This is a genomic window from Halorubrum sp. CGM5_25_10-8B (assembly GCF_005435095.1).
GTDB lineage: Archaea > Halobacteriota > Halobacteria > Halobacteriales > Haloferacaceae > Halorubrum > Halorubrum ezzemoulense.
This window is the reverse complement of the sequence record NZ_SGTY01000008.1, coordinates 175,791-191,021: the sequence shown is the minus strand read 5'-3', so window position 1 is coordinate 191,021 and position 15,231 is coordinate 175,791. Positions and strand designations below refer to the sequence as shown.

Genomic DNA, 15,231 nt, shown 5'->3' with positions numbered 1-15,231 from the left:
GCCCCACCCCGCACCGCCGCCTCACGCCTCCCCGGCCTCGTCGCTCCCGACGGTTGCGACTCCCTCGCACGGACTCCTCGCGCCCCGCGGGCGCTCGGAGGCGCGCGCCAGCGCAGCGACTTGGCCACTCGTGAACCGAGCGAACAGAATGGAGTTGAGTAGAAATGAGTATCGCCGACTAGCGGCCCGGCGACCGCTGCCCACACCGCCGCGAGGTGATCCCCTCCTTCGAGCGGAACCGGCAGCCGCAGTCGGTACAGCGCACGAATGGCTCGCCCGGCTCGGTTTCGAGGCGGTGTTCGCCCACCTCGAACGGGCGGGTCACGGTCCGGGGGCGGATCCGGTCCGGGATCGGCGTCGACGCCGACTCGCTCAGCGCGGCCCGCACGGCGATGGTGTCGACGTCGACCCCGTCCCACCGCGAGGCCTCCAGCGCATCTTCGCGGTCCGCGACCTCGGTCCAGCCGGTGACGACGACCGGGGAGTTCGTCTCCGTGTCGCTCACGACCACGACGAACCGGACGCCGCCCTCCACGAGGGCGAACCGCCACCCGTCGGTGCTGTTCCACCGGAGCTGCCCCTCGCGGATCGCGTCGCTCACGGTGCGCGTCGAGACGTACCGACCGGGCTGTTCGAGCCGCTCGCGGAAGTGATCGGTCAGCGCGTAGCGGCCCGGGTCGCGCACGGGAGGATCCTCCGGCGTCCGGGCGGCGGCCTCGCCGCCGTGCGGGGGATCAACCGACCGATACTCGCCGGTTCGGCCGGTCGAGCCGGATCGGCCGGCCCGAGCGCGGCGGCGCGCGGGCGACTCCGGCGGCGACCGAGGCCGGGCGTCTGCCTGCTGGCCGGCGGCGGTCGTGGAAACGGTCCGACGCTCCGTCGATCCGGGCCCGAGGGGCTCCGCGTCCCCCGACCCGCCCTGTCGGGATGCCACTACGACATCGTACCGAGCGCGCTCTTAAGTGTGTTACGCCGGCACAGGGGCGTCGACCGCGCCCGCATCGGCGGGGGAGTCGGACTCGTCGAACGCCCAGAGTCCGACCCCGCGTTCCCTCGCGTCGGCTTCGGCCGCCGCGTACGCGTCGCGTAGCGCGAACTCGGTGTCGTACAGCCGCGCGTACCCCTCGGTCAGCAGGCGCTCGTTGAAATCTTCACCGTCGACGTACAGCACCGCCAGCAGCCGCCCGTAGCCGCCGCGTCGGTCCCCGCCGGCGACGACCGTGACCTCCTCGCCGGCGAGTTCGGACTCGGCGAATGCGGCCGCCTCACCGCCCCACGCTCGGAGGTGCGCGCGGCCGGCGTCGGTGTTGGGGATCCCCTCGAACTCACCCGGCGAAGTCACGTCGGCGCTCGTCTCGGGCGTGTCGACGCCGAGGAGCCTGACGGTGTCGACCTCGCCGTTCGGGAACTCGACCTCCACCGTGTCGCCGTCGACGACGCGCACGACGGTGCCGGTCCAGGTCGTGTCGTCCGGGTCGCCGGGGTCGACTCCCGCCGGATCGGTCGGCGGCGAGTTGAGGTCGCCGGTCGGTGAATCCCCGTCGGTGGCGGGGCCCGGACCCCCGGCGCAGCCGGACAGTGCGACGACCGCGACGACTCCGATGACCGCGACCAGCCTCGGTCGAACGCGCATCGATCCCGTGTTGCGCTGGTTTCAGTATAAATAGGCAGGAAAGTCGTTCAGCTTACTCGCGTGCTACTACTAACCAACTCTCTCGCTGAAAAAGAAAAGCCTCACCCGCTCGCTGTCGCTCACGAGTCAGAAATTCAGTCCGCCCTCCCCGAATTGAACGGGGGACAAGTCGATCTACAGTCGACTGCTCTACCAGGCTGAGCTAAGGGCGGTTACCGAAACATAGCCGCCGGATTCGACTTAAGAGTTCCCTTTCAGAGCAGGTGTGATCCGCCGTACCGCGGGGTGGATCGCCGGACTCGAACCCCGCTCGCGACCCACGCTCGCCGCGGGGCTGTTAAGTCTCTCGCGGCGGGAGCGGGGACATGGCCGACGGCGACGACAGACAGGCGACGTTCGGGTCCGACGGGAGCCTCGAAACCGATCGGACGCCGGACGCGACGGGCGAGAACGACTTCGGCGAGGAGAAAGAGCCGAACGAGACCGACGGCGGGTACAGCCGGTACGTCGTCTCCAGCCTGCTCCAGAAGGCGGTCCGGCGCTCCGACGAGGAGATCGCGGCGTGGGCGGCGTGGGAGCTGGCGCGCTCCGGGTACGCCTGGAACCTCTGGGACCGACTCAACCTCTACGTCGTCGAGGACCTGCGCGCGGGCGACGAGGTCGCGCTCACGATCGAGCGCTACGAAGAACTCGCGACGGAGCGCTGGGAGCCCGACGCGTGGAAGGGCCGGCTCTGCGGGATCCACGCCGCGCTCGCGGCCGCCCGCGCTCGCTCGACACGCGAGGCGTCGAACGCGGACGCCTACTTCGGCGCGGTCGCCGATCTCCGGGCCGGGGCGCGCGCCCGCGGGGAGGAGCCGGCGCACGACTTCCCCGTCGGTGACCTCGAACCGGACGGGGAGTTCGACGCGGTCTTCGACGGGCACACCGGCGAGGGATCCAAGCGCGGGCGCGGCACCCGGTTCTTCAAGACGCACGGCGCGCGCGTCGGCCCGGAGGGCGAAGACGAACAGAGCGCGCGGTGGCAGCGGCTCGCGATGGTGCTCGACGAGGAGGTCGAGTACGACGAGGCGGAGCTCGCCCGCGCCGTCGCACCGGTCGATCCCGACGACCCGTGGGGCGGATCGGCCTCCGGCGACACCGAGCCGGACACGAGCGACGGCGAGACGCACCGGAGCGACACCGAGCCGGACACGGGCGACGAGGGGAGTGGCGCGGGCGACGGGACCGGGTCTCTCTCTGACTTCGCGGAGTGAGGTGTCGGCCGCGGCGACGGGGGTCGCCGCGAGGTCCGCCGTGACCGATCCCCGCTTCCGCCAAGCCTTATGTTCGGGACTGCGTTGTAGCGACCATGACAGATGTCGCAATCGTCGGCGGTGGACCGGCCGGACTGAGCGCCGGGCTGTTCGCGAGCAAGAACGGCCTCGACACCGTCCTCTTCGACACGGACGAGACGTGGATGCACAAGGCGCACCTGTTCAACTATCTCGGCGTGGGCTCGGTCGGCGGCAGCGAGTTCATGGCGACCGCGCGCCAGCAGGCCGACGACTTCGGCGTCGACCGCCGCCAGGGCGAGGAGGTCACCGGCGTTGAGGACGGAGGCGGCGGGTTCACCGTGACGACCGAGAACGGCGAGTACGAGGCCGACTACGTCGTCCTCGCGACGGGCGCGAACCGCGACCTCGCGGAGGCGCTCGGCTGCGAGTTCGACGACGACGACACCGTCAGCGTCGGCGTGTCGATGGAGACCAGCGTCGAGGGCGCCTACGCGACCGGCGCAATGGCCCGTGCCGAGGAGTGGCAGGCGGTCATCTCCGCCGGCGACGGCGCCGCCGCCGCGCTCAACATCCTCTCGAACGAGAAGGGCGAGCACTACCACGACTTCGACGTACCAGACACCGCGGCGTCGGTGTTCGGCGACCTGATCGACGACGCGGAGTAACCCCGCTTTTCGCCGTCGTCGGTCGCGCGCCGTCGATTCCGCATGGTCAGTCAGCGGCGCGACAGGCGACGACGGACCTCGTCGACGCCGCGACGCATCCGTCGACCGAGCCGGGTCGCGGCGAACGCGCCCCGGACGAACCAGTCGGTCGGGATCCGGTCTGGGAACGTCAGCGGGCCGACCCGCGAGACGCCGACGGTCCGCGTCTCCGTGTACCGTCGGATCCCCTCGGGCCCGTGTCGGCGACCGAGGCCGGAGTCGCCGAACCCGCCCATCGGTGCGTCGACCGCGCCCCAGGTCGCGAGGAACGCGTCGTTGACGTTCACGGTCCCGCAGTCGATCTCGCGGGCGAGTTCGGCGCCTCGCTCGCGGTCCCCGGTCCAGACGCTCGCGTTGAGGCCGTACGGGGAGTCGTTCGCGGCGGCGACCGCCGCGTCCGCGTCCGGAACCGCCGTCACCGCGGCGACCGGACCGAACGTCTCCTCGCAGGCGACCGCGGCGTCCGGCTCGACCCCGGTGAGGACGGTCGGCTCGTAGCAGTACGGCGCGACATCCGTCCGCGCTCGGCCCCCGGTCTCGACCGTCGCCCCGCGCTCGCGGGCGTCCTCGACGTGTGACTCGACGCGGGCCAACTGGTCGGCGTCGACGAGCGAGCCGAGGTCGGCGTCGTAGTCGTACCCCGTCCCGAGCGTGAGCGCCTCCGTCTCGCGGACGAACGCGTCGAGGAACTCGTCGCAGGCGGACTCGACGACGTAGATCCGCTCCGCGGAGAGACAGAGCTGCCCGGCGTTCGAGAAGCAGGCCTGGACCGCGCCGCGGGCGGCCTCGTCGACGTCGGCGTCCCCGAGCACGACGAGCGGGTTGTTGCCGCCGAGCTCCAGCGAACAGCCGATCAGGTTCCGGCCCGCGCGCTCCGCGATGGTCCGGCCGGTCGCGGTGCTACCGGTGAACGCGACGTAGTCGACCGCGTCGATCAGCGGCGGCCCGACCTGAGGCCCCTCGCCGGTGACGACCTGAAAGAGGCCGTCGGGGAGCCCGGCGACTTCCAGCAGCTCTGCGAGGAGCAGCGCCCCGTACGGCGTCTTCTCGTCCGGCTTGAGCACGACCGCGTTGCCCGCGGCGAGCGCGGGGATCGCGTCGGCCATCGACAGCGTCAGCGGGTAATTCCACGGCGAGATGACGCCGACGACGCCGACCGGTTCGCGGGTGACCGTCGCGGTCGCGACGCCGGGCGCGACCCCACGGCGACGCTCCTCGGCGAGCGCGCCCGGAGCCTCGCTCGCGACGTACGAGCAGCCGGTCGGCACGTCGAACAGCTCCTCGACCGCGGTGCGCCGAGACTTCCCGGTCTCCAGCTGGAGCACGTCGAGCAGCTCCTCGCGGCGGTCCGCGACGAGGTCGCCGAACCGGTCGACGATACGGGCGCGCTCGGTCGCCGACGCCTCGGCCCACGCCGTCTGCGCGTCGCGGGCGCGTTCGACCGCGGCGGACACGTCGTCGGCGTCGCAGGCCGGCACGCGCCCGATCCGCTCGTCGGTCGCCGGGGCGGAGACGTCGATCGCGCCGTCGCCGTCGTCGCCGCTTCCGTCCGGCGAGCTGAAGACGCGATCGGCGAGTCCGTCGAGACGCCGCGCCGTGAGGGTCGGCGCGGCGCCGACCGCGGTTGGGGGATCCGTCGAGGACATCAGGTGTCGGACAGAGGGTCGGGCCATGGAAAGCCGTGCCGGTGGTGCCCTGCGTCGGCGGTCACTGCGTCGGGCCCGCGTCGCCGGTCACTGCGTCGGGCCCGCGTCGCCACCGACCGAGTCCGTCGGGTCGACGTGCTCGGAGAGCATGTCGATCGCTTCGAGCAGCAGCGACACGGCGAGGGGACCGACGATGACGCCGACGGCCCCGAGGGTGAGGATGCCGCCGACGAATCCGACGAAGTAGAGACCGGGCGATATCTTCCCGGTCCAGCCGGCGAGCCGAGTGCGGATCACCGCGTCCGGCACGAAGGCGACGACGACGAGCCCGATTACCAGCACGGCGGCCGCCCGCCCGGTCGCGCCGACGAGGAAGTCCAGGGCGCCGAGCGCGACGATGAGGATGCTCGGACCGACGACGGGAATGAACTGGAGGACGCCGGCGATGACCGCGAGCAGGACGGGAGAGCCGTAGCCCAGCGTCCGGAACACCGCGACCGCGAGAACGAACGTCGCGGCGGCGGTCGCGGCCTGGAGGACGTATATCGAGTAGAGGGTCTGTCGCGTCCGCTCGTGGAGCCGTGTGGGGATGTCGTGGTACTCGGGCGGGACGACGCCGAAGACGGCCGCCTCGACCGCCCGCGGCCGGTAGAGGATGCCGTACACGAGGAAAGTGAACACGACGACCTCCAAGACGAGGACCGGCGCCGCGCCCGCGACCGCGATCGCGACCCCGCGGATCCACGTCTCCGCGGCCGCGACGTACGGCGCGATCTCGACCACCGTCTGGAACCCGCCGACGGTGATCGGGACGAGGTCGGGGACCCCTTCGAGGAGGGCTATCAGCTCCGACCGCCGCCGGTACAGCGTGTACAGCAGCGGCGCCACGAGGAGGGTCGCGCCGACGAACGCGACGCCGGTCGAGACCACGCACGCGATCCGACGCGAGAGGCCGCGGCCGACGAGCCGCTGCCGGAGCGGATACAGGACGTACGCGACGGTGACCGCGAACACGACGGTCCGCAGCACCTCCGCCAGCGCGACCGCCGTGAGCGTCGCCATGGCGACGAACAGCACGCCCAACAGCCGCTGCCGGTTGAGAACCATGCCGTCGTGTCGCAATCCCCGGCGAAATGCGTTGCGATGGCGGCCCGCAGTGCCCCCGATTCGCGGGCGGCCGCCGGAGCGGTCCGCGACGACGTCGCCAACCACAGCACCTAACCTCGCGCCCGCCCGAAGAGGGGTATGCGCATCGACCCGTTCGGCCTCGAACGCTGGTTCGCGGAGTACGAACACGAGGCCGACATCATGCTGGCCGAAAGCGGCATCCGGTCGCTCGACGCGAGCCGGTTCGACCTCGATCCGGGGGAGCTCGGCTACGTCATCCCGACGAACGGCGACCCGGAGTTCCGGGCGTCCGTCGGCGACCGCTACGACCGATCCGCCGACGAGGTGCTGTTCACCTGCGGCACCCAGGAGGCGAACTTCCTGACGTTCCTCTCGCTGCTCGGCGACGACGCCCCCGTCGACGGGGCGGGCGGCGCCTCGGACCCCGACGCGTCGGGCGTCGGCTCCGGCACGCACGCGGTCGTCGTCACGCCGACGTACCAGGCGCTCCACGCCGTCCCGGACGCGTTCGGCGACGTGACCCGCGTCGAACTGGAGCCGCCCGAGTGGGAGTTAGACCCGGAGGCCGTCGCCGACGCGGCCCGCGACGACACGGCCGTGATCGTCGTGAACAACCCGAACAACCCGACCGGACAGTACCACGACGAGGCCGCGATGCGGGCGGTGTACGACGTCGCGGTCGAGCGCGACGCATACCTGCTCTGCGACGAGGTGTACCGCCTGCTCGCGGAGGACCCGCAGCCGCCGGTCGCGAGCTACGGCGCGCACGGCATCTCCACGACCAGCCTCACGAAGGCGTACGGGCTCGCTGGCCTCCGGTTCGGCTGGATCGCCGGTCCCGAGCCGGTCGTCGAGCGCGCGTGGCGCTGGAAGGACTACACGACCATCTCGCCGAGCCTGTTCGGCCAGCACGTCGCTAAGCAGGCGCTGGGGCGATCCGAGGAGGAGATCCTGGCGGAGAACCGCGAACTGGCCGCCGCCCACCGCGAGACGGTCGCGGCGTGGGTCGACGACCACGGCCTCGACTGGCTCGACCCGGTCGGGGTCAACGCGTTCGTGACGGTCCCCGACGGCTTCGCGGACGCGGAGGCGTTCTGCCGGACGGTCGTCGAGGAGGCGAGCGTCGTCCTCGCACCGGGGCATCTGTTCGGCTTCCCGGACCGATTCCGGATCGGGTTCGGACTCCCGACCGAGGAGTTGACAGAGGGCCTCGATCGGGTGAGCGGCGTGATCGAGGAGCACGCGCCGACGGTCGACTCGGCCGCGACGAACGGGGGTGACGCCTGATGGGCGTGTTCGGCGACCTCAAAAACGACGTAGTCGGCTTCGTCCGCAACCCCACCGACGAGCAGAAGATCTTGTTGGTGGCGTTCGTCTCCATGGCGGTCTCGGACCGGTACTTCTATTATAACGACATCCCGTTCGTCGTGCGGACGACCGCGGCCGTCGGCGTCGGCTTCATCGTCATGTTCGTCGTCAGCTACCTGTACACGGGCCAACTCGTCCCGCCGGACGGGAACGTCGACGACGACGAGGAGCCGGAGGAGTACGTGGACGAGCTCGACCCGTAGGCTCGCTTTCGGGACGAGTTCGGTCGCCGGGGTCGTTGCGGCTGCCACGTCGCCGCCGTCATGGTCGCTACGTCGCCGCGGCGGCGCCCGCCGCCCCGGAGGACCCGCCGCCGCTCGCGGAGTTCACCGCTTCGCCCCAGTCGACCGGGGGAACGCCGAGGTCGCCGTCCGCGTGCGTCGCGACCTCGTGGAGGCACGCGGCCGCCGGAACGTCGGCGTCATCCCGTATCGGCGCGCCGGCGTTGCCGGAGAGGTCGTCGCCGAGGGCGTCGGCGACGCGATCGACTCGGTCGTCCGACGAGCGGAGGACGTACACGACCACGCCGCGGGCCGTCGGGGCGGTTGGACGCCGTCTCGGGCCGGGTAGCGGCGGCATTCCAAACCGTTTATACCCGCGCCGGGGAAATTGGCGGACATGCCGCGAGAGCAGAAGCAGGTTCGCGAACTCCAGGAGGGCAGCTACGTGATGATGGACGACGCGCCCTGTAAGATCAACCACTACAGCACCGCCAAACCCGGTAAACACGGCAGCGCGAAGGCCCGCGTCGAAGGGAAGGGCGTCTTCGACGACAAGAAGCGCTCGCTCTCGCAGCCCGTCGACGCGAAGGTGTGGGTCCCGATCATTCAGCGCAAGCAGGGACAGGTCGTCAACGTCAGCGGCGACGAGGTTCAGGTGATGGACTTAGACACCTACGACACGTTCACGATGCGCATCCCCGAGGGCGAGGACTTCTCCTCGGACGACAACATCGAGTACCTCGACTACGAGGGCCAACGGAAGATCATCGGGTAATCGGCGATGTTCCCCGGGGCGACGACCGACCGCGAAGCTGCTTCCTACGTGGTCGTCGGCGCTCCGCTCGACGCCACGACCACGTTTCAGCCGGGCACCCGGTTCGGACCGGACCGAGTCCGGCGATTCGCCGAGACGTACGACGACTACGACCGCCGCACCGACAGTCGCTTCTCCGCGCTGGGCGTCAACGACGCGGGCGACGTGCGCCCGTGGGACGACGTGCCGGCGTACCTCGACCACCTCGCCGCCGAACTGCGGAGCGTCGTCTACGACGAGTCGGTCCCGCTCCTCGTCGGCGGCGAACACACGGTCACGCACGCGGGGGTCGAGGCCGTCGACCCCGACGCGCTCGTCATCTGCGACGCGCACCTCGACCTCCGGGACGCATACGACGGGAACCCGCTGAACCACGCCTGCGTCACGCGCCGGTGTCTCGACGACCTCGGCGTCGACCGCGCCGTTATCGTCGGCGCGCGGACCGGGTCCGAGGCCGAGTGGGACCGGGCGGCCGACGCCGACGTGGAGGTCGTCGCGCCGGAGGACGCCCGCGAGTGGGTCGACGGTCTCGACGGCGACGCGTTCGCCGGGGAGACGGTCTACTGCTCCGTCGACATCGACGGGCTCGACCCCGCTTACGCTCCCGGTACGGGGACGATGGAACCGTTCGGGGTAGCGCCGCGGACCGTCCGTGACCTCGTCCGCGCGGTCGCGCCGCGCGCCGACGGGTTCGACGCGGTCGAGGTGAACGACCGGGACGACGGGCAGGCGGCGGCGCTGGCCGCGAAGCTCCTGCGGGAGTTCGCGTACTCGCACGCGGCCGCAACGACCGAGTAACCGGGTTCTCGAGGCGAGTTACGAGAGTTCGGAGAGGCGGCGCCGCGCGGCGGTCACCGCCTCCATCGAGTCGATCCACTCGCGGGTGTCGGTACACCAGATGCGGTCGCCCTCGACGCTGACGCAGAAGACGGACTCGCCGGAGGGCGAGAGGGTGACGCGGTCGACGTCGGGCCGGTCACCGAGGTACGCGTCGATGAGTCGTCGGGCGGTCTCGGCCTCGGAGCGGAGACGGTTTCCCGCGGCGTACTCGACGGCTATCTCTGTCATGCTCCCAGATTAGAACTACATGATTAATAACTGCTGTTTTCTGGCAGCGATTGCGGCTTTCTCGGCGTTCCGGCAGGGTCGCGCCTCGGCCGCCGATTCACCGACCGTCGAACACGATGTCGCCGTCGACGACGGTCAGCGCCACGTCGATATCGTCGATCGCGTCGTCGCGCTCCCACGGCGACGCGTCGAGCGCGACGAGGTCGGCCCGCTTCCCAACCTCGATCGTCCCGAGCCGGTCCTCGTCGAAGCCGGCGTACGCGGCGCCGCGGGTGTACGCCCGCAGCGCCTCGGTGACGGTGAGGCGCTGAGGTTCGGCCGGCGCGTTGACCGCGTGGTGAACCCCGAACAGTGGGTCCATCGGCATCCCGTCCGAGCCGAACGCGAGCCGGACCCCCGCGTCGAGCATGTCCCGGTAGCGGTTCGTCTCGGCGGTGCGCTCGGATCCCAGTCGCTCCTCGTAGAGACCGCCGGGTTGCGCCCACTTCAGGAAGTTCGGCTGGACGCTCGCGACGACGCCGGTCTCCGCGAGCCACTCGATCGCGTCGTCGTCGGCCAGTTCGGCGTGTTCGACGCGGTGACGGGCTTCCCCGGCGTCGGTCCGGGAGGCGTGCTCGTATGCGTCCAAGACGGCGTCGACGGCCTCGTCTCCGATCGCGTGGGCGGTGAACTGGAGGCCCGCCTCGGTCGCGGTTGCGACGGCCTCGTCCAGCTCGTCGGGATCGACGACCCACTGCCCGGTCTCGTCTGGCGCGTCCGCGTACGGCTTGGAGAGGCGCGCGGTCCGGCCGCCGAAGCTCCCGTCCGTGTACGACTTGATCGCTCCGGTCCGTACCATATCGCTCCCGGCGTTCGTCGCGAGGCCGACCTCCCGGACCGCGTCGAGGTGGTCGCTCCAGTAGTTGATCCGGACGCGGGCGGTGAGCGACCCGGACTCGTCGAGGTCGCGGTAGACCCGGGGCGCGTGCGAGTCGCGGACCATGTCGTGGAAGCCCGTGATACCGCGGGCGGCGCAGCCGTCGAGCGCGGCCTCGACGACCGCGCGCGTCTCGGCCGGGCCGGGCTCGACCGCTCGGTAGATCGGGTCGATGGCGGCTTCGAGCAGGACGCCGGTCGGATCGCCGTCGTCGTCCGTGGGCACCGTCTCGTCGGGAGCGTCGGCGAGCGCGTCGGCGAAGCGGCCGAGCGCGACGCCGTTGACCGCCGCGACGTGCATGTCCTCGCGGAACGCCGCCACCGGGCGCTCGGTCGAGACGCGGTCGAGGTCCGCGCGGGTCAGGTAGCGCGAGTCGTCCCACGTCGACTCGTCGTAACCGTAGCCGAGGACCCAGTCGTCGCTTTCGGGGTCCTCCACCTCGCTCGCTTCGCGTTCCACTTCCGCCGCGCGCTCGGCCAATAGGTCGACGGCCCCGTCCGGGGAGTCGGCCGCCGAGAGGTCGGCGTGGAGGAGGTAGCGGCCAACGGTGGTCAGGTGGGTGTGCGCGTCGACGAACCCGGGGAGGATGACGCGCCCGTCGAGGTCGACCACGTCCGTGTCGACGCCGGCGAGCAGTTCCACGTCGTGCGTCCGCCCGGTCCGGACGATCTCGCCGTCGCGCACGGCGACGGCCTCGCAGACCGCGTCGCCGCCCGAATCCGGGTCCGCAAGCGTGTGTACCTCCCCGTTCACGAAGATCCGGTCCGCGGCCTCGGTCATGGAACTCCGGGGGGCACACAGCGTGTTAACCGTTCGGGAAACGGCGACCGATTTATTCGGTCGCTCGACGAACCGCCGCGTATGTACGACAACGTGCTCCTCCCGACCGACGGCAGCGTCGGCGTCGACCGCGCGATCGACCACGCGATCGACGCCGCCGACCGCTACGACGCGACGCTCCACGTCCTCTACGTCGTCGACAGCGGCGTGGTGAACGCCTACTCCGGCGACGAGTTCGTCGACGGCGCCGAGGGCGCCGAGGAGACGCTCGAAGAGACCGGCCGCGAGTCGCTTGACGCGGTGGCCTCGCTCGCCCGCGACGCCGACGTGGAGGCGGTCACCGCCCTCCGCTACGGCGTCCCGCACGAGGAGATCCTCCGCTACGCCGACGAGGAGGACGTCGACCTCACGGTGATGGGGTCGAAGACGCGCTCCGGCGACTACCGCCGGATGCTCGGCTCCGTCACCGAGCGCGTCTCCCGGCAGTCGACCGCGCCCGTGAGCATCGTGAAGACGACCGTCGACGCCTGAGTCCCGACGCCGCTCCGACTCCGTTTTCTCCCGTCTCCCGCGCCCGCCTCGACGGCGTCAGCCCTCCAGTTCGGCGCCGCACTCCGGACACCGGAGATCGAACCCGTCGTCGCTCGGAACGGCCCGCATGTTCTCGTGTCCGCACTCCGGACACTCCTGCGGGATCCGCACGTCCTCGCTGTCGCGGGGCGCGCCCAGTGCGAACGCGACGACCGGCTCGTCGCCGTCGTTCTTGCCCGACTGGAACTCGCTGGGCGCGAACCGGACCGCCTCGCCCGCGCCGACGCTCACGTCCCCGTCCATCGTCTCGAACGTCGCCTCCCCCTCGACGACGACGAAGATCTCTTCCTGGTCCATGTGAGCGTGAAGCCCGCCGGAGAACCGCTCCCCAGGATCGAGGCGGTAGCGGTTGAGCGCCACGTCGGTCGCCCCGAGCGGCTCCGACAGCCCCCGGCGGTCCACGTCGCTTCCGAGGGCGCTCGGCTCGACCTCGTCGATAGAGACTCGTTCCATACTCACGGACACGGCCTCGCGAGAGTTATGCTTTGACCTCGCGCCGCGATTTCCCCTTGCCGCCGTCCGACGGGACCGGTCGGCGGACGACGCTTCGGGCGACCGATCACAGCCGGGATCGCGCGTCGCTCGCGACCGCGGACAGCGCGGTCTCCGCGGTGGCCACCCTGTCCGCGAGGCTACAGAACCCGTGCGCCATCGCCGGGTAGTGACGGTGCTCGACCGGCGTTCCCTCGCGCTCGAACCGGTCCGCGAGCGCGACGCCGTCGTCGCGCAGGGGGTCGAACCCGGCGGTGACGACCGTCGCGGGCGCGAGGTCCCCCAAGTCCGCCGCCTCCAGCGGGACCGCGTACGGGTTCGCGGCGTCGATCGGGCTCCGCAGGTACTGCTCGTAGAACCACCGCATGTCCTCGCGCGTGAGCAGCGGGCCGTCCGCGTTCTCCCGGTACGAGTCCGTCTCGAAGTCGCGGCCGGCGATCGGGTACAGCAGGAACTGCCCGGCGGGCGTCGGCGCGTCTCCGACGTCGCGCGCGCGGAGCGACGCCGCGACCGCGAGCGCGCCGCCGGCGCTGGTGCCCGAGACGCCGGTCCGGTCGGGATCGACGCCCAGCGCGTCCGCCGTCTCGGTGACCCACTCCAGCGCCGCGGTCGCCTCGTCGACCGCGACGGGGAACGGGTGCTCTGGCGCGAGCCGGTAGTCGACGGAGACCACGACCGCGTCGGCGCGGACCGCGAGCTCGCGGCAGATCCCGTCGACCGAGCCGAGCGTCCCGAGCGTCCAGCCGCCGCCGTGGAAGTGGACGAGGGCGCGGGCCGGCGGGTCGCCCCCTGCGCCCATCGGGTCGGGCGCCCCCGCCGGGCGGTACACCCGGACCGGCACCTCGCCGTGCGGGCCGTCGAACGCGAGGTCGCGGACGTCGGCCACCGGCGGTTCGGGCGGTCCCGAGAACAGGTCGTCTTCGAGGCGGCGGGCGGCATCGACCGAGAGGTCGCTCCACGCGGGCAGACCCAGCGATTCGATCTCGGCGATTGCCGCGGCGAGGTCGGGGTCGAGTTCGTCCGCGCGCATGGCGGACCGAGGCGGTGGGCCTTTGTAAGTCGGACGGGAACTCGGGACGATGGACGTCCGGTTGACCTACGAGGACGGCACGATCCGGGTCGACGCGGACGGCGACCTCGCGCCCGACGCGCTGCCGCCGCTGCCCGGGGTCGAGACGGACCCCCGAACCGGGACCGGCCGGGCGCCCGCCCACCGCTACGCCGAACTCCGGCGGGCGCTCCGGGTGGCCGGCGTCGCAGTCGACGACCGGGTCCTCGACGCGAGCGCGCGCGCCGCGAGCGAGGCCGGGCTCCCGGACGCGCTCGCCACCGACTACGACCTCCGCGAGTACCAGCGCGAGGCGTTGGACGCGTGGCGCGACGCCGGCAATCGCGGCGTCCTCGAGCTGCCGACCGGGGCCGGCAAGACCGTGATCGCGATCCGCGCGATGGTCGAACTCGGCGTTCCGACGCTCGTGGTCGTCCCCACGGTCGACCTGCTCGACCAGTGGCAACGAGAGTTGGAGCGCGAGTTCGACGCCCCGATCGGCCGGTTCGGCGGCGGCGAGCAGCGTCGGGAGGCGATCACGGTGTCGACGTACGACTCCGCGTACCTGAAGGCGAACGGCGTCGGCGACGCCTTCGAGTTCGTCGTCTTCGACGAGGTCCACCACCTCGGCGGCGAGGGGTACCGGGACGCCGCGCGCCTCCTCGCCGCGCCCGCGCGACTCGGGCTCACGGCCACCTTCGAGCGCCCGGACGGCGCCCACGAGGCGGTCGCGGAGCTGGTCGGCGACCGCGTCTACGCGCTCAACGTCGACGACCTCGCGGGCGACCACCTCGCCCCCTACGACATCCGGCGGATCGAGGTGGAGCTCACCGAGGCGGAGCGCGAGCGCTACGACGAGAAACAGGGCACCTTCGTCGAGTACGTCCGCGACGCGGGGATCACGTTTTCGAGCGGGAGCGACTACCAGGAGCTGGTCAAGCGCTCGGGAAACGACCCGGCGGCCCGCGAGGCGCTCCTCGCGAAGCAGGACGCCCGCGAGGTCATGATGAACGCCGACCGCAAGGTCGAGCGGCTCGCGGAGATCCTCGACCGCCACCGCGACGACCGCGTGATCGTGTTCACGGCCCACACCGACCTCGTCTACCGCCTCTCCGAGCGCTTCCTGCTGCCCGCGATCACGGCCGAGACGGGCGCGAAGGAGCGCCGCGAAATCTTGGAGCGCTTCCGCGACGGCACCTACGGCCGGGTCGTCGCCGCGAACGTCCTCGACGAGGGGGTCGACGTGCCGGACGCCAACGTGGCGGTCCTGCTCTCCGGGTCGGGCAGCGAGCGGGAGTTCACCCAGCGGCTCGGCCGCGTGCTCCGCCCGAAGGAGGACGGCGGCCGCGCGACGCTGTACGAGCTCGTCAGCGCCGAGACCGCCGAGGAGCGGGTGGCGAGCCGGCGGCGATGAGCCGGAACGGTCGAGATACGACGGTTAAATGCCCGTGAGCGGCTGCGACGATCGCTTGTAAATGACCGTGCGGTGGCGCGTGCCTCCAAGTGGCCGCTGGAGGCGGCCGCGAGGAGCACGCGCGAGGGACG

Annotated in this window: 17 protein-coding genes and 1 tRNA gene; 8 read left to right on the top strand and 10 right to left on the bottom strand. The window is 71.6% G+C overall.

Features of this window, described 5'->3' with window-relative positions; genetic code table 11:
• Window positions 1–178: 178 nt before the first annotated feature.
• From EXE51_RS09750 to EXE51_RS09740, 3 genes are all read right to left on the bottom strand, one after another.
• Window positions 179–934 carry a hypothetical protein gene (locus EXE51_RS09750; RefSeq protein WP_199234051.1) on the bottom strand — a complete coding sequence of 252 codons (756 nt, stop codon included), beginning with the start codon at window positions 932–934 and terminating at the stop codon, window positions 179–181.
• 33 nt (window positions 935–967) lie between these two features.
• On the bottom strand, window positions 968–1,633 hold the full coding sequence (locus tag EXE51_RS09745) for a thermonuclease family protein (protein ID WP_089308771.1): 666 nt from the start codon (window positions 1,631–1,633) through the stop codon (window positions 968–970).
• A 138-nt stretch (window positions 1,634–1,771) separates the two neighbouring features.
• Window positions 1,772–1,845, bottom strand: a tRNA-Tyr gene (locus tag EXE51_RS09740).
• A gap of 153 nt (window positions 1,846–1,998) precedes the next feature.
• Between EXE51_RS09740 and EXE51_RS09735 the strand changes: the two genes are divergently transcribed.
• Window positions 1,999–2,889 carry a hypothetical protein gene (locus tag EXE51_RS09735; RefSeq protein ID WP_137692596.1) on the top strand — a complete coding sequence of 297 codons (891 nt, stop codon included), beginning with the start codon at window positions 1,999–2,001 and terminating at the stop codon, window positions 2,887–2,889.
• 95 nt (window positions 2,890–2,984) lie between these two features.
• On the top strand, window positions 2,985–3,575 hold the full coding sequence (locus EXE51_RS09730) for an NAD(P)/FAD-dependent oxidoreductase (protein ID WP_049932531.1): 591 nt from the start codon (window positions 2,985–2,987) through the stop codon (window positions 3,573–3,575).
• A 50-nt stretch (window positions 3,576–3,625) separates the two neighbouring features.
• On the opposite strand, the gene EXE51_RS09725 is transcribed toward EXE51_RS09730, so the two are convergent.
• Together EXE51_RS09725 and EXE51_RS09720 are read right to left on the bottom strand one after the other, a co-directional pair.
• The gene (locus tag EXE51_RS09725) at window positions 3,626–5,260 is read right to left on the bottom strand and encodes a succinic semialdehyde dehydrogenase (RefSeq protein WP_137692595.1); all 1,635 of its coding nucleotides are present in this window, start codon (window positions 5,258–5,260) and stop codon (window positions 3,626–3,628) included.
• Window positions 5,261–5,347: 87 nt separating this feature from the next.
• Window positions 5,348–6,367, bottom strand: coding sequence for an AI-2E family transporter (locus EXE51_RS09720; protein WP_137692594.1), 1,020 nt, complete (start codon window positions 6,365–6,367; stop codon window positions 5,348–5,350).
• Between the two features lie 138 nt (window positions 6,368–6,505).
• Here EXE51_RS09720 and EXE51_RS09715 point away from each other — a divergent pair, with 138 nt between their 5' ends.
• On the top strand, window positions 6,506–7,675 hold the full coding sequence (locus tag EXE51_RS09715; RefSeq protein ID WP_089308767.1) for an aminotransferase class I/II-fold pyridoxal phosphate-dependent enzyme: 1,170 nt from the start codon (window positions 6,506–6,508) through the stop codon (window positions 7,673–7,675).
• Window positions 7,675–7,959: a hypothetical protein gene (locus tag EXE51_RS09710; protein WP_049932525.1), complete on the top strand. Its 285-nt coding sequence runs from the start codon at window positions 7,675–7,677 to the stop codon at window positions 7,957–7,959. The genes EXE51_RS09715 and EXE51_RS09710 overlap by 1 nt, the downstream gene beginning before the upstream one ends.
• A 67-nt stretch (window positions 7,960–8,026) precedes the next feature.
• On the opposite strand, the gene EXE51_RS09705 is transcribed toward EXE51_RS09710, so the two are convergent.
• Entirely contained in the window at window positions 8,027–8,281 is a 255-nt protein-coding gene (locus EXE51_RS09705) for a hypothetical protein (RefSeq protein ID WP_137692593.1), read from the bottom strand.
• Between the two features lie 93 nt (window positions 8,282–8,374).
• On the opposite strand from EXE51_RS09705, the gene EXE51_RS09700 reads away from it, so the two are divergent.
• Complete coding sequence (locus EXE51_RS09700) at window positions 8,375–8,752, top strand: translation initiation factor IF-5A (RefSeq protein ID WP_049932521.1); 378 nt, start codon at window positions 8,375–8,377, stop codon at window positions 8,750–8,752.
• Window positions 8,753–8,758: 6 nt separating this feature from the next.
• Window positions 8,759–9,589, top strand: coding sequence for an agmatinase (gene speB / locus EXE51_RS09695; protein ID WP_049932519.1), 831 nt, complete (start codon window positions 8,759–8,761; stop codon window positions 9,587–9,589).
• 18 nt (window positions 9,590–9,607) lie between these two features.
• Here speB and EXE51_RS09690 read toward each other — a convergent pair whose 3' ends face one another.
• Entirely contained in the window at window positions 9,608–9,859 is a 252-nt protein-coding gene (locus tag EXE51_RS09690) for a hypothetical protein (protein WP_049932517.1), read from the bottom strand.
• A gap of 97 nt (window positions 9,860–9,956) precedes the next feature.
• The gene (locus EXE51_RS09685; RefSeq protein ID WP_137692592.1) at window positions 9,957–11,555 is read right to left on the bottom strand and encodes an amidohydrolase; all 1,599 of its coding nucleotides are present in this window, start codon (window positions 11,553–11,555) and stop codon (window positions 9,957–9,959) included.
• Between the two features lie 81 nt (window positions 11,556–11,636).
• Here EXE51_RS09685 and EXE51_RS09680 point away from each other — a divergent pair, with 81 nt between their 5' ends.
• On the top strand, window positions 11,637–12,086 hold the full coding sequence (locus tag EXE51_RS09680) for a universal stress protein (RefSeq protein WP_086216017.1): 450 nt from the start codon (window positions 11,637–11,639) through the stop codon (window positions 12,084–12,086).
• 57 nt (window positions 12,087–12,143) lie between these two features.
• Here the strand turns inward: EXE51_RS09680 and EXE51_RS09675 are convergent, their stop codons facing one another.
• The gene (locus tag EXE51_RS09675; RefSeq protein WP_137692591.1) at window positions 12,144–12,599 is read right to left on the bottom strand and encodes a cupin domain-containing protein; all 456 of its coding nucleotides are present in this window, start codon (window positions 12,597–12,599) and stop codon (window positions 12,144–12,146) included.
• 106 nt (window positions 12,600–12,705) lie between these two features.
• Window positions 12,706–13,668 (bottom strand): alpha/beta hydrolase, encoded by a 963-nt coding sequence (locus EXE51_RS09670; RefSeq protein WP_137692590.1) that lies wholly within the window; start codon window positions 13,666–13,668, stop codon window positions 12,706–12,708.
• Between the two features lie 49 nt (window positions 13,669–13,717).
• Here EXE51_RS09670 and EXE51_RS09665 point away from each other — a divergent pair, with 49 nt between their 5' ends.
• A complete protein-coding gene (locus tag EXE51_RS09665; RefSeq protein ID WP_137692589.1) occupies window positions 13,718–15,100 on the top strand; it encodes a DEAD/DEAH box helicase family protein in 1,383 nt (460 codons plus the stop codon).
• Window positions 15,101–15,231 lie beyond the last annotated feature (131 nt).

What these genes read in the sequence shown, in the direction of transcription:
- speB (WP_049932519.1), top strand. Translation starts at nt 8,759, where the DNA reads ATGTTCCCCGGGGCGACGACCGACCGCGAAGCTGCTTCCTACGTGGTC.
- EXE51_RS09690 (WP_049932517.1), bottom strand. Translation starts at nt 9,859, where the DNA reads ATGACAGAGATAGCCGTCGAGTACGCCGCGGGAAACCGTCTCCGCTCC.
- EXE51_RS09730 (WP_049932531.1), top strand. Translation starts at nt 2,985, where the DNA reads ATGACAGATGTCGCAATCGTCGGCGGTGGACCGGCCGGACTGAGCGCC.
- EXE51_RS09745 (WP_089308771.1), bottom strand. Translation starts at nt 1,633, where the DNA reads ATGCGCGTTCGACCGAGGCTGGTCGCGGTCATCGGAGTCGTCGCGGTC.
- EXE51_RS09735 (WP_137692596.1), top strand. Translation starts at nt 1,999, where the DNA reads ATGGCCGACGGCGACGACAGACAGGCGACGTTCGGGTCCGACGGGAGC.
- EXE51_RS09685 (WP_137692592.1), bottom strand. Translation starts at nt 11,555, where the DNA reads ATGACCGAGGCCGCGGACCGGATCTTCGTGAACGGGGAGGTACACACG.
- EXE51_RS09715 (WP_089308767.1), top strand. Translation starts at nt 6,506, where the DNA reads ATGCGCATCGACCCGTTCGGCCTCGAACGCTGGTTCGCGGAGTACGAA.
- EXE51_RS09720 (WP_137692594.1), bottom strand. Translation starts at nt 6,367, where the DNA reads ATGGTTCTCAACCGGCAGCGGCTGTTGGGCGTGCTGTTCGTCGCCATG.
- EXE51_RS09665 (WP_137692589.1), top strand. Translation starts at nt 13,718, where the DNA reads ATGGACGTCCGGTTGACCTACGAGGACGGCACGATCCGGGTCGACGCG.
- EXE51_RS09675 (WP_137692591.1), bottom strand. Translation starts at nt 12,599, where the DNA reads ATGGAACGAGTCTCTATCGACGAGGTCGAGCCGAGCGCCCTCGGAAGC.
- EXE51_RS09710 (WP_049932525.1), top strand. Translation starts at nt 7,675, where the DNA reads ATGGGCGTGTTCGGCGACCTCAAAAACGACGTAGTCGGCTTCGTCCGC.
- EXE51_RS09680 (WP_086216017.1), top strand. Translation starts at nt 11,637, where the DNA reads ATGTACGACAACGTGCTCCTCCCGACCGACGGCAGCGTCGGCGTCGAC.
- EXE51_RS09700 (WP_049932521.1), top strand. Translation starts at nt 8,375, where the DNA reads ATGCCGCGAGAGCAGAAGCAGGTTCGCGAACTCCAGGAGGGCAGCTAC.
- EXE51_RS09670 (WP_137692590.1), bottom strand. Translation starts at nt 13,668, where the DNA reads ATGCGCGCGGACGAACTCGACCCCGACCTCGCCGCGGCAATCGCCGAG.
- EXE51_RS09725 (WP_137692595.1), bottom strand. Translation starts at nt 5,260, where the DNA reads ATGTCCTCGACGGATCCCCCAACCGCGGTCGGCGCCGCGCCGACCCTC.